The sequence below is a fragment of the Plesiomonas sp. genome (genome assembly GCF_051652165.1).
In the GTDB taxonomy this organism is placed as follows: Bacteria; Pseudomonadota; Gammaproteobacteria; order Enterobacterales; family CAMTGL01; genus Plesiomonas.
Genome location: NZ_JBOFTR010000004.1, coordinates 261160 through 273429 on the forward strand (window position 1 = coordinate 261160; position 12270 = coordinate 273429).

General features: G+C 51.2%; 10 protein-coding genes. 2 read left to right on the top strand and 8 right to left on the bottom strand.

Features of this window, described 5'->3' with window-relative positions; genetic code table 11:
- Positions 1 to 213: 213 nt before the first annotated feature.
- The 8 genes from ACRC53_RS03655 to ACRC53_RS03690 form a co-directional block, all read right to left on the bottom strand.
- The gene (locus ACRC53_RS03655) at positions 214 to 981 is read right to left on the bottom strand and encodes an SDR family NAD(P)-dependent oxidoreductase (protein WP_438642205.1); all 768 of its coding nucleotides are present in this window, start codon (positions 979 to 981) and stop codon (positions 214 to 216) included.
- Positions 982 to 1042: 61 nt separating this feature from the next.
- Positions 1043 to 1909, bottom strand: coding sequence for an NAD(P)-dependent oxidoreductase (locus ACRC53_RS03660; RefSeq protein WP_438642206.1), 867 nt, complete (start codon positions 1907 to 1909; stop codon positions 1043 to 1045).
- Positions 1906 to 2793 carry an SMP-30/gluconolactonase/LRE family protein gene (locus tag ACRC53_RS03665; RefSeq protein WP_438642207.1) on the bottom strand — a complete coding sequence of 296 codons (888 nt, stop codon included), beginning with the start codon at positions 2791 to 2793 and terminating at the stop codon, positions 1906 to 1908. The genes ACRC53_RS03660 and ACRC53_RS03665 overlap by 4 nt, the downstream gene beginning before the upstream one ends.
- Positions 2786 to 3703: an aldose 1-epimerase gene (locus ACRC53_RS03670; protein WP_438642208.1), complete on the bottom strand. Its 918-nt coding sequence runs from the start codon at positions 3701 to 3703 to the stop codon at positions 2786 to 2788. The genes ACRC53_RS03665 and ACRC53_RS03670 overlap by 8 nt, the downstream gene beginning before the upstream one ends.
- Positions 3703 to 4491, bottom strand: coding sequence for an HpcH/HpaI aldolase family protein (locus tag ACRC53_RS03675; RefSeq protein ID WP_438642209.1), 789 nt, complete (start codon positions 4489 to 4491; stop codon positions 3703 to 3705). The genes ACRC53_RS03670 and ACRC53_RS03675 overlap by 1 nt, the downstream gene beginning before the upstream one ends.
- A gap of 10 nt (positions 4492 to 4501) precedes the next feature.
- Positions 4502 to 6256, bottom strand: a complete 1755-nt coding sequence (gene araD / locus ACRC53_RS03680) for an L-arabinonate dehydratase (protein ID WP_438642210.1) — start codon at positions 6254 to 6256, stop codon at positions 4502 to 4504.
- A 135-nt stretch (positions 6257 to 6391) separates the two neighbouring features.
- The gene (locus ACRC53_RS03685; RefSeq protein WP_438642211.1) at positions 6392 to 7792 is read right to left on the bottom strand and encodes a glycoside-pentoside-hexuronide (GPH):cation symporter; all 1401 of its coding nucleotides are present in this window, start codon (positions 7790 to 7792) and stop codon (positions 6392 to 6394) included.
- Positions 7793 to 7852: 60 nt separating this feature from the next.
- A complete protein-coding gene (locus ACRC53_RS03690) occupies positions 7853 to 9238 on the bottom strand; it encodes a glycoside-pentoside-hexuronide (GPH):cation symporter (RefSeq protein WP_438642212.1) in 1386 nt (461 codons plus the stop codon).
- A 325-nt stretch (positions 9239 to 9563) separates the two neighbouring features.
- Here ACRC53_RS03690 and ACRC53_RS03695 point away from each other — a divergent pair, with 325 nt between their 5' ends.
- Positions 9564 to 11591 carry an alpha-glucosidase gene (locus ACRC53_RS03695; protein WP_438642213.1) on the top strand — a complete coding sequence of 676 codons (2028 nt, stop codon included), beginning with the start codon at positions 9564 to 9566 and terminating at the stop codon, positions 11589 to 11591.
- 130 nt (positions 11592 to 11721) lie between these two features.
- On the top strand, positions 11722 to 12153 hold the full coding sequence (locus ACRC53_RS03700; protein WP_438642214.1) for a GNAT family N-acetyltransferase: 432 nt from the start codon (positions 11722 to 11724) through the stop codon (positions 12151 to 12153).
- Positions 12154 to 12270: the final 117 nt, after the last annotated feature.

Genomic DNA, 12270 nt, shown 5'->3' on the forward strand with positions numbered 1-12270 from the left:
TTAATAACCCAATCGATTTTGTCGGTTGGGTTTTTTGCTATATGTATTCTCTGATGCTGTAGTTTGTAGTTTTACGGAACAGTGCAATAGGTTGGAATATGTCTATGTGATGCAGTATATATAGCATACGCCCCGAGTGGAGCGATGCGTATTTTATCGAGTTATTTTCAGAATAGGGGATATAAAGGTGGTGCTTTATTTCACACCATATTCTTAGTTTAGCGTTAGACCTGCATCGACAATAAAGTCTTGCCCGGTGCAACCACAGGATTCATCAGAACCCAAGAACAGTGCCAGACGCGCGCAGTGCGAGCCATCGAGACGGAGTTTCAGTGCTTGCAGCTCGACAAACTGGTTAACCGCAGACGGATCTAATTTGGCCCACATCGCATCTTGCTTAGGCGTACGAATAGCACCCGGTACTAAACAGTTCACGCGGATCCCGCGTGCGCCCAGCTCTTGCGCCAGTGTGCGAGTAAAACCGTGGATGGCGGCTTTAGACAGGGAGTAGCATACTCGACCCGGACGACCGCGCATCCAGTTAATTGAACCCATGTTGATGATGCTGCCGCTACCTTTCTTTTCCATCCCTGGGATCACCGCTTGGATGGCAAACAGTTGATGGCGTAGGTTTATGTTAATGCGATTATCAAAATACTCTTCGGTCAGATCTTCAATTTTGTGGTGATCATCGCTACCGGCATTGTTGACCAGAATATCGACACTGCCGAGCTTCTGTTCGATTTGCTCGAAGCAGGATTTGAGTAGTTTCAGATCGGTCACATCGCAGAACAAGAACAGACAACCGAGTTCGCTGGCCAGTTTTTCGCCGGCAACGCGGTCAAAATCGAGGAAGGCTACTTTGGCGCCTTGGCTGACATACGCGCGTACCAGCTCTTCACCGATACCGCTGGCGCCGCCGGTGATCACGGTCACTTTGTCTTTAATCGAGTAGTACTGAACATGATTTTGGTATTGCATGGGGTATGTCTCCGAATTTGGTTAGCTTACAGGGCGCGGGTTTTACAGCGCCCTGAGGTCATTACTTTAGATTGTGTTTGACGACTTTGTAGGTGGCGCAGAAATCTTCGCGCCCCAGTCCGTCGGCCAGCCCTTGCTGATAAATTTGGCTGACTACGTCTACGCCCGGCAATATCAGGGCATCTTCTTGCATCAGGGTTTTCATGATGCTGACATCTTTGGCCATGTTTTCCAGTGAAAACGCCGTCGCATAGTTTTCGGCAACCAACGCACCAATTTTGCTGGTCAGATAGAAATTGCTACCGCCGCCGTAAGAAACCGCGGTATTGAAGCTCTCTTTGTCGATGCCAAAGAACTCGCCGGTAGAGAGCATTTCGTTCACGCTGTTTTGAATTTGGGCAACCAGCACGTTGTGCAGGATTTTCATCACCAACCCGCGGCCATTATCACCCAGATGGATTTGGTTCGCGCCCATCATGGCCAGTACCGATTTCACGCTCTCGTAAGCGGCTTTATCGCCACCGATATAAATGCCAAGCTCACCGGCAATGGCCGCTGGCACAGATTTCACCACCGGTGCATCCAGCATAATGGCGCCGGTGGCAGCCACTTGCTTAGCAACCTCAATGGAAACTGCCGGATCAATCGTCGACATATCGATGGTGATTTTGCCGCTGCACAGGTGTGGCAGCATTTCGCTGTACACCGCTTTGACGTGCTCCGAGCGTGGCACCATAGAGATAATCACATCGGCGTCGCGCGCCACATCGGCCACGGAGGCGGCGGCCACGGCGCCAGCCTCAACCACGCGTGCCACGGCATCGGCGTTAATATCAAATACCAATACGGTGCCATCGAATTTTTTCACGATGTTTTTGGACATCGCTTTGCCCATCAGGCCCAGACCAATAAAGCCGATCGTTTTCATGACTGATTTTCCTTAAATTTAGGCTTGTGCAGGCCCGCGACATCAGTGCGCAGGCTGAAAATAGCGCCGGAAAGTGGGTACTGCGCCAGTTCGGCGGCATCCATGTTTTCGCGGGTGGTGGTGATATACAGGGTTTGCATGTCTTCGCCGCCAAAGCAGACCATAGTCGGGCAGCGCACTGGTAGGGCGTATTCCGCTAGTGTCTCACCAGTTGGCGACAGGCGAGCGATACGGTGGCCATCGAACAAGGCAGTCCAGTAGCAGCCCTCTACGTCAACCGCAGCCCCATCTGGGCGACCGTTACCGGCACCGGCGACAAATTCGCGTAGCAACTGGCGCTGGCCGAGTGTCCCATCTGCGTATAACGGGGTGCGGTACAGGCGGCGATTTGGCGTATCGGTGGTGTACATCCATTGCTGATCAGGGCTGAAGGCCAGACCGTTCGCACCCAGAATGTCGCACTGGATGACGCGAGTGTTGAGGCCGGCATCCACGCGGCACAGCAGCGCGCCGTTGTAGTCGCGTGGCGACCAGTAAGTGCCAGCATAAAAGCGGCCTTCTTGATCGGTGCCACCATCATTAAAGCGAGCTAATTGCGGATTATTCGGGTTATCCGCCACTTTACGCTCTAGCGTGCCGTGCGCGTCTGCCAGATAGATACCGCTACGCAGGGCGACAATAAAGCCACCTTGTTCGCGCAGCGCAAAGCAACCGACCTCCTCAGGAAATGGGATAATCTGGTGCTCGCCGCTGGCCGGATCAACGCGGTGAATTTGGTTTTCCAGAATATCGGTCCAGTACAGGCAAGCACTGTCGCGATCCCATGTTGGGCATTCGGGTAAGTGGCCGCGATAATCGGGTAGCAGCAACTGAGGGTTAGTCATAAAAACACACCTTTATCGACATGGTGATCTCAAATGCCGCACCAGCCGGTAGGCTGTGCATGGCACATGACGGATCGCCAAAGCCGTGGTTATTAATGGCATCGTTGATATGGGATACCGGCTCGATGGCGACAAAATCGCGATCGGCAGGTGGTATAAATAAAATGGCATGTGCTGCATCGGATGAGCTGATAGTGGCCATGATGCGCTCGTTCGGCCAGCGCACCGCCGCTTTTCCATCCCAATGGGCAAAGCAGTTATCGACACTGCCTGCTTGTGGGCGGCGCCAGTGGCGGAAATCCCACCGCTCAGGGATAGTGCTGACAGCGTGCGGCAGTGCATCCTCGCCATTGAGTACCACGTGCTCGGCGGTGAACTGAATTTCCGCTTCACTGGCGCGCGGGAAATAGGGGTGGAAACCGAGACCGACCGGTACCGTCACCGCTGCCAGATTGTGGTAGTGCAAGCTGATGTGCAGCTCATCGTCACGCAGCGTAAAACGCTGTACCACGCTATACGGCCACGGCCAAGCGGCGCATTGCTTGGCAGTATCAGTGCCGTCAACGCTGTGCTGCATTCTGTGCTGCATTGTCAGCTCGATAAAATCTTCCCCCAATCCACTGAGTTGCCACGGATTTTGCCAAGCATTGCCGTGGATGGTGTGGGGATGGTCACCGAAGTTACGCGCCAGTTGGTATGCGTGGCCGGAGAACTGAAATTGCCCGTGGGCGATCCGGTTAGAGTAGGGCACCAGTGCAAAGCTGCCACCCTGATTTACCGTAGCACTGGCGCTGTCTGGCAGTGGGCGCAGAATATCGTGGCCGTGCCAAGTGAAACGGCGTACCGTTCCCCCCAGCGCCGGAACTAGCTCCAGATACAGCGGACCTTTTTGCCGGCTGATGGTTTCCATCAGTACACCTCGCCACCGGATACGGTGAGGGTTTCGCCTTTAATGGCGGCTAGTTGTTCACGTGCGCGTGCCAGCAAGTAGCTCATGTCAGAGCCAAGCGCGACGAAGCTAAAGCCCATCGTTTTGTATTTGTTGACCAGCTCAGGATTGCCGCCCACGATACCGCAAGGTAGGCCAAGTTTCTGACACTTGTGCAACCCTTCTTGAATTTTAGCTTGCACCTCAGGGTGCGATGGATTACCGATGTGCCCCATCGCAGCGGACAGGTCACCTGGGCCGATGAAAAAGCCGGTCACGCCTTCAATGGCCATCTCTTCCATGCGATCAATGGCTTCTGGGGTTTCCAGCTGCAAAATCAGGCACAGTTCTTCGCGGGCTTTACGGACAAACTCGGCATCAGAGCCGTAAGCGGAGGCGCGATGTACCGCCGCAAAACCTCGACGACCGAGTGGCGGATAGTAGGCCGCTTCCACTGCGCGCTGGGCTTCTTCTGCGCTGTTGATAAAGGGCACCATCAGCGAGGTAGCACCGCCATCGAGGGCGCGCTTGATCAGAACGGTGTCATTCCATGCCAGACGGTAGAGTGGGGTAGTCGTTTGGCTGGCGGCGCGGATCGCACGGTCAATGCGGATCGCATCGAGGGTATCGACTGGGACGTGCTCTTGATCCAGCACCAGAAAATCAAAACCGACCGTTGCCATAGCTTCGGCCACGGTGTCGCTACCGGTCATCATCCATGTGCCAAGTGGCAATGGTCCGTGGGTAATCGCGTGTTTGAATGCATTCATGGTTTTATCCTTAAAAAATCGGTGGCTCTGGCACGTCACTGCCAGCCTGCAGGAAATCAAAATCACAGCCCTGATCGGCTTGGGTCACATGCTGCTGATACAGTGCGGCGTACGAGCGTTCGTAGACTTTGTGTTGTGGCTTGAGATGATGGCGCCGTTCCGCCAGCTCTTCATCGGATACCAGCATGTTCAGACTGCCGTTTTCGATATCGAGCTCAATCAGGTCACCGGTCTGTACCAGTGCTAGTGGGCCGCCAACAGCCGATTCGGGCGCTACGTGTAAAACGCAGGTGCCGTAGTGTGTGCCAGACATCCGTGCATCGCTGATGCGCACCATGTCGGTCACACCCTGTTGCAGCAGTTTTTTCGGAATCGGCAGATTGCCCCACTCTGGCATCCCTGGTGCGCCGACTGGGCCTGCGTTACGCAGGACGATCACCGAGTCTTTGCTGACATCCAGCGCAGGGTCATCAATGCGATCGGAAAGTTCTTGGTGGGTATCAAAGACAATCGCTGGGCCGCAGTGCTTACGCAGCTCAGGTTTCGCGGCGGAGGATTTCATCACCGCGCCATTTGGACACAGGTTCCCGCGCAGGACCGTCAAGGCGCAGCCTTGCGACAATGGCACCACAGGGTTATCCAGTGAGCGGATCACGTTGTCGTCGTAGCATTCGGCGTGGGCAATCCAGTCGGAGACCGGACGGTTGGTCACGCCAACGGCATCCAGCGCCAAGAATTGCTCGACTTTTTTCAGCTGTGCCATCAGGCCGCCAGCAAAGAAGAACTCCTCCATCAGCTGGTCACCAGATGGGAACAGGTTTGCCAGTACTGGAACTTTACGGGCGATGGACTCCATGTCTTCCAGTGTCAAGTTGATGCTGGCACGGTTCGCCATAGCGATCAGATGGATAGCGGCGTTGGTAGAGCCACCGAGCGCCATATAGGCCACCACACCATTCATGAAGTTAGCTTTGGTCAGCCAGCTAGAAGGTTTATGGTCGTACCACACCATATCCACTATGGCCTTCCCGCATTGCGCAGCCATCTGCACATGGCGGGAGTCTGCCGCTGGAATTGAACTGGCACCCGGCAACATAAAACCGATGGCATCAGCAATCGATGTCATGGTGGAGGCGGTGCCCATGGTGTTGCAAGTGCCGATAGAGCGGGTCATTGCGCCTTCTAACTCAACCCAGTCGTGTTGGGTGATAGCGCCTAAACGCAACTGATCCCAGAATTTTTTGGTGTGCGTGCCGGCACCTGTGACGTGGCCACGCCATTTACCGCTCGACATTGGGCCAGCCGGGCAGAAGATCACCGGCAGATCCATCGAGATCGCTCCCATCAGGAGAGCTGGGGTGGATTTATCACAACCTCCGAGCAGTACCGCACCATCAATTGGGTGCTGGCGTAGCAACTCTTCGGCTTCCATCGCCAAAAAGTTGCGATACAGCATGGTGGTGGGTTTTACCAACACTTCACCCACTGACAACGCCGGCAGTTCAACTGGGTAGCCACCAGCAGCCCAAACAGCACGTTTGACTGCTTTTGCGCGATCGCGCAAGTGGCTGTGGCACGGGCTCATCTCGCTCCACGTATTGATAATGCCGATTACCGGCTTACCCATAAACTCTTCACGGTTCAGGCCCGTCTGTTGGCTGCGTTGGCGGTGAGCAAAGGCTCGAATGGTATCCGGCGCGTACCAGCGCTGGCTGCGCAATTCGGAAATATCACGTTTTCTGGCTTGCTTGGAATCAAATAACATAAAAGGTCTGCTCTCAGAAAAGTCGGATTTAACTTCAGTTGGCTATAGTAAAAATCATAGCGATACGATTTTCAAATTAAATAAGTCTGGTGGTGATCGGGATCACCAAAATTATCCCTGTAATTAAAAACTATTTTATTTCGTTGTTGCGATACGATTTTTTAGATTGCGATCGGCTAATTCAGCAATAATATGTTGATAGCGTTGTTCATTCAGCGGATAGAAACACAGCATTAACAGGGCTGCGCACAACAGCGCAGAAGCAGGATAGATAAACATCAGATTCGCGATGCCAGCTTTGGTGGTAGCTGTTTGTTCTATATTAGGCATATAACCAGACCAAGCCAGAACTAAGCCAGGGATGAGGCCCGCTAAGGCAGCAGAGCATTTACGGCAGAATGTCAGGCTGCAATACACCAGCCCTTCAGTACGAACGCCGGTTTTCCATTCACCATATTCCACAGTATCGGAAACAAATGCCCAGTTTAGACTGTTTACAAACGCAGAACCCCACAAGGCGAGTGAGGTAAACAGGATATAGCGCACCGCACTGTCACCGTACACGTAGTTGAGCAGGTCACCACAAAACCAGACAGCAATGCCGCCCAAATAGACAGGGATCTTGCCAAAGCGGCGCACGGCCGACGGTACCAGTAATACGCCAAGATAAATACAGCCGATGCTGATAAAACTCATGTAGGCAATCATCGATACATCGCCAATCACATACTGGGCATAGAACACCTGCACAATCAGCTTGGTGTTGAAGGCGGCCAGTGTCAGCAAGTTAGCCAAGGCCAAAACGCCGAGGGGGCGATTACGGAAAATAGCGCGCGCATTAGCGCGGAAAGTGGCAAAACCAGAGTGTTGTGCCGGACGCTCTGCAGGGCGAATAATGTGTCGTTCACGTAAACGGGCGTAGCAATAAAGTACTGCCAGTACGCCAATAGTGGAGTAGATCAGCACTGCACTGGCGTAACCGGTTTGTGGGTTATCGAATAGTAATACCAAAGGCATAAAGCCGACCGAGCACAGCAGTAGCCCAGTGTTAGCACCGCCTTGACGCCACGCCGCTAACTCGGCACGGTCTTGAATTTGTTTGGTCAGCGCAGGCACCATCGCTCCGTATGAGGCATTACCAAAGCTGTAAAATGCGCCAAATAGCATAAAACAGCAGGTAAATAGCGCAGTTTTTAGGGCTACGGGCAGCGCGAAGTTGATGAACATCAGAGTGTTCAGCAACAGTAGCGGCAACGCGGTCCACAGCAGAAATGGGCGAAATTTTCCACGCGGGCCAATCCCGCTGCGGTTATCAAGAACGGTGCCGGTGACCAGATCGGTACAGGCAGTGAAAAATTTGGATACCAGAAAGACAATGCCGGCCCATGCAGCGGGGATGCCTGCGATATCGGTCAGAAATATTAGCAGATAGAGAGTGGAACAATTAAGGAGAAAATTGTACCCCAAATCGCCAATTCCATAGGAAACTTTTTCCCGTAATTGCAGATGGCCATTATTATTGTTTGTCTGTACCATGGAAACAATCCTTGTAACAAGTAAAGGGAGCAGCAGGACTGCTCCCGTACGGGTTTCAGGTTAGCTTGACTGGTTTGTACGGCGAGCCGTCAATGTGGCAATAATCTCTTTATAACGGCTCTCGTTCAGGGTGTAGAACAGGGCCATGACAACAGCTGTGATAGTGGCAAGTACTGCTGGATAGATGAAGATCAGGCCTGTAATACCGGCTTTAGCAGAAGCTGTTTGTTCTATATTTGGCATGTAGCCAACTAATGCCAGCGCAAAACCCGGTACAAAACCAGCAATGGCTTGTGAGCATTTACGGAAAAATGTCATTCCGCAATACACCAGACCTTCTGTACGGGTACCGGTTTTCCACTCACCGTATTCCACGGTATCGGAAACAAAGGCCCAGTTCAGACTGTTGACAAAAGAGGTACCAAAGAAGGCTAAAGATGTGAATATCACATAGCTCATCACAGAGCCACCAAACAGATAATTGGCGATATCACCACAAATCCATAGCATCAGTCCGGCAATATACACAGGCTTTTTGCCAAAGCGACGCACCATTGCTGGAACAGAGAGCACACCCAAATAGATACAACCCATGCTGACGAAACTCATGTAAGAGACCATGGAAACGTCATCCAAAATGTATTGGGCGTAGAACACTTGAACCGAGAGTTTCACGTTAAAGGCAGACAGGGTCAGCAGGTTTGCGATCGCCAGTACTAGCAGCTGGTTGTTCTTCAACACCGCGCGGACCCCCTCTTTGACGCTCGGTTTCGCTTGGTTTTGTTCTACGCTGTCATCGGTGACCGTATGGTGCTCTTTGACATTACGGTAGCAAAAGTAAGCCGCCATCAGACCCACTGCGGTATAGACAAACGCGGCGACCAAATAGCCAGTTTCTGGCACACTGAACATTAGGACGATCGGCATAAAGCCCACAGTTGCCAGTAATAAACCTGTGTTGGCTCCTCCCTGACGCCAGGCGGCCAATTCAGCACGATCTTGGCTATTTTTTGTCATCGCTGGCACCATAGCGCCATAGCTGGCATTACCCAAGCTGAAGAACAGACCAAAGCCCATGAAGCAAAGAATAAACAACAAAGTTTTGGTATTGCTGCTCAGGTCGAAATTGCAAAACAGCAGCATGTTGAAGATGAATAACGGAACCAGCGTCCACAACATAAACGGACGAAACTTACCACGTGGACCAAACTTCTTACGGGTATCGAGCAAAATCCCCGTGCCGAGATCGGTAAAACCGGTAAATACTTTGGAAACGAGGAAAATGACACCGGCCCATGCGGCATTAATGCCCGCCACATCGGTCAGAAACTTCAGTAGATAAAGAGTAGTGATATTCAGGACGAAGTTATAACCAAAATCGCCTACGCCATAGGCGAGTTTCTCCCTGAAAGGCAGTCGTTGCTCGCTAGAGGCTTGCATTGCCATGGTGTTCTCCGTTATTCAGCTAAGGTCGGTGGGATGAATAATTTGAATGGATCGTAGCGATGCATTTGATTTTATCCAACCAAAATCTATTGAAAATGAGAAGTTAGTCAATTTCAAAAAACGGGTTGTGATTCATATCGGAGAACACATAAAACCTCTTTTATGAGGTGTAGATCAGTCTTTTATTATTTATGTAGTGATCTGGCTCTCTCTTTTTATAATTCTAGGTATTACAAGAAAAATCGTATCGCTATTATTTTTGTTGTTTGACCGCGAAGCCGAGTCTGGTCGCAGGTCGTATTACGACTTTCTTGGAGCACTGAAGATGAAAATTGATTTCTCGTCGCATATACTGAACATCAGTCATAACGGCGATATCCTGTTTTCGCATCAGCCTGATTTGCCTGCGTTTTTTCTAGGCAAAGGGATGGAGAAAATGGAAATTTACCGCGGCAACTTTGATATCGAAGATTATGTCGAATCCCGCGTAGCCTTAACGCATGTCCGTTCTGCTGGCGATCATGTATTCACGTTCGCTCCATGCGCCAATACCGCGGCGTTGTTGCAGATGACCGTAGTCATTAATGCCAATGAAGAGGATGTTTCGCTGCAGTTTAGTCTGTTGGAAAAGGGCTACAACCGCTTCTGGATGCGTCTGCCTGCTGAAAAGCAAGAGCACATCTGGGGCTGTGGTGAGCAGATGTCCTACTTTGATCTGCGTGGACGCCATTTCCCTCTGTGGACTTCAGAGCCTGGGGTTGGCCGTCATCCACACAGTGAAATTAAATGGAAAGCAGATGTGATGGGCAAAGCTGGTGGTGATTACTATCACACTAACTATCCGCAGCCGACCTTTGTCTCCTCACGCAAATACAGCTGCCACATTGACACCACAGCCTACGCCGATTTCGATTTCCGTCAACCAACCTTCCACGAACTGCAGGTGTGGGCTATTCCTGCCGAAGTACAGTTGCGTACTGCGGAGAGCTATTTAGGCATTATTGAAAAGTTGTCGGCGCAATTTGGCCGTCAGCCAACGCTACCAGAGTGGGTTTATAACGGTGCTATCTTGGGTCTAAAAGGGGGGGAAGTGAACACATTTACCCGGTTAGACAATGCACTCAAACATGATATTAAAGTCTCTGGCTTGTGGAGCGAAGATTGGTGCGGATTACGTGTAACCTCATTTGGTAAGCGCCTGTTTTGGGATTGGGATTGGCAGCATCATCAAGAACGCTACCCAGATCTGCCTGAGCGCATTAAAGCATTGAGCGATAAAGGCATTGCTTTCATGGCCTACGTTAACCCGTATCTGTGTGAAGATGGTCAACTCTATCCTGTTGCCAAAGAGCTGGGCTACATGGCATTGGATAAAGACGGCAATGTGGCGCTGGTGGATTTCGGTGAGTTTTACTGTGGTTGTATCGATTTTACCAACCCAGATGCGATGGCGTGGTTCCGTGATACCGTATTACGTAAAAACATGCTAGACATGGGGATCAAAGGCTGGATGGCTGATTTTGGTGAGTACTTGCCAACCGATAACATCTATCTGCATAACGGCATTGATGCCAAATTGATGCATAATGCGTGGCCAACCTTGTGGGCACAATGTAACGCGGAAGCCTTAGCACTCAATGGCCAGACGGGTGATGCGCTGTTCTTCATGCGTGCCGGTTATACCGGTGTGCAAAAACACTGTCCACTGCTGTGGGCAGGGGATCAGTGTGTTGATTTCAGCCGGCACGACGGGTTAGTCACGGTGATCTCCGGTGCGTTGTCATCCGGTATGCTAGGGAATGCTTACCATCACTCCGATATTGGTGGCTATACCTCACTGTTTGGTAATCGCCGCACTAAAGAGCTGTTTGACCGCTGGGTTGAAATGGCTGCCTTTACTCCGGTAATGCGTACACATGAAGGTAACCGGCCAGACGAAAACTTCCAGTTCGACCAAGATGGAGGTACTTTAGCGCACTTTGCTCGTATGACCCGTGTTTATTGCCACCTCACACCATACCTGCGCACGTTGTCCGCAGAAGCTGCCGAAAAAGGCTATCCGGTTCAGCGTGCTCTGATGCTGCATTTTGAGCACGACCTAGAAACCTACAGCATGCAAGACCAATACCTGTATGGCCCAGACATGCTGGTCGCGCCAGTACATCAAAGCGGCGTAACCGAGTGGACCACCTATCTGCCAGCGGGCGAGCAGTGGACCCATGTCTGGAGCGGCCAGACCTTTACTGGCGGTCAGCGTGTGACCCTACCTGCACCAATTGGTCAACCACCGGTATTCTACCGCGCTGAAAGTCAGTGGAAGTCACTGTTTGCTCAATTGGCTGACCTCGTTTAATCGTCAAGCTACAAGCCTCTGAACATGTTGATCGCGATATCTCGTTATCAGCATGTTTATTATAGGTTCGACTTTATGGCTCAGTGATGAGCCATATTCTATCTTTGCTGATGTGTGAGGAAAATACGGAATGTTCGCTACCGACGAAGAAATTGTACAGATTGTGCAAAATCCTGAGCTAGATGATATTCACTTTTTACGTGATCGTCTGATTGAAAATAATCGCACCTTTGTTGGTGAACATACCCGGCAGCCATTGGCCGTGTTCATCCATGATGCACAACAGTCGCGTATAGGAGGTTGTAGCGGCTACACCTACGGCAACTGGTTATATATCGAATACCTGTGGGTCGATAGCAGCGTGCGTTCGCAAGGTATGGGTAAACAATTGCTGTTGGCGATAGAGCAGGCTGCACGTGACCGAGGTTGTCGTTTTGCATTGTTAGATACCTTCAGTTTCCAAGCTCGCCCATTTTATGAAAAACAGGGTTATCAGAGCGTGATGACACTAATGGATTTTCCTATTCATCACGAACGTTATTATCTGACAAAAATGTTGTAACAGATGTGCAATCACCAAGAGCGAAACCATCACAAACAACGAAAACGCCCATCTAGGATGTGCGTTTATTCATTGAAAATAGGGTATAAAAATTGGCATAAGAGAACTTGATTTAAG

Bases quoted from the DNA above. Each gene is read 5' to 3' on its own strand.
- ACRC53_RS03700 (WP_438642214.1), top strand. From the start codon at position 11,722: ATGTTCGCTACCGACGAAGAAATTGTACAGATTGTGCAAAATCCTGAG.
- ACRC53_RS03675 (WP_438642209.1), bottom strand. From the start codon at position 4,491: ATGAATGCATTCAAACACGCGATTACCCACGGACCATTGCCACTTGGC.
- ACRC53_RS03685 (WP_438642211.1), bottom strand. From the start codon at position 7,792: ATGGTACAGACAAACAATAATAATGGCCATCTGCAATTACGGGAAAAA.
- ACRC53_RS03665 (WP_438642207.1), bottom strand. From the start codon at position 2,793: ATGACTAACCCTCAGTTGCTGCTACCCGATTATCGCGGCCACTTACCC.
- ACRC53_RS03695 (WP_438642213.1), top strand. From the start codon at position 9,564: ATGAAAATTGATTTCTCGTCGCATATACTGAACATCAGTCATAACGGC.
- araD (WP_438642210.1), bottom strand. From the start codon at position 6,256: ATGTTATTTGATTCCAAGCAAGCCAGAAAACGTGATATTTCCGAATTG.
- ACRC53_RS03690 (WP_438642212.1), bottom strand. From the start codon at position 9,238: ATGGCAATGCAAGCCTCTAGCGAGCAACGACTGCCTTTCAGGGAGAAA.
- ACRC53_RS03670 (WP_438642208.1), bottom strand. From the start codon at position 3,703: ATGGAAACCATCAGCCGGCAAAAAGGTCCGCTGTATCTGGAGCTAGTT.
- ACRC53_RS03655 (WP_438642205.1), bottom strand. From the start codon at position 981: ATGCAATACCAAAATCATGTTCAGTACTACTCGATTAAAGACAAAGTG.
- ACRC53_RS03660 (WP_438642206.1), bottom strand. From the start codon at position 1,909: ATGAAAACGATCGGCTTTATTGGTCTGGGCCTGATGGGCAAAGCGATG.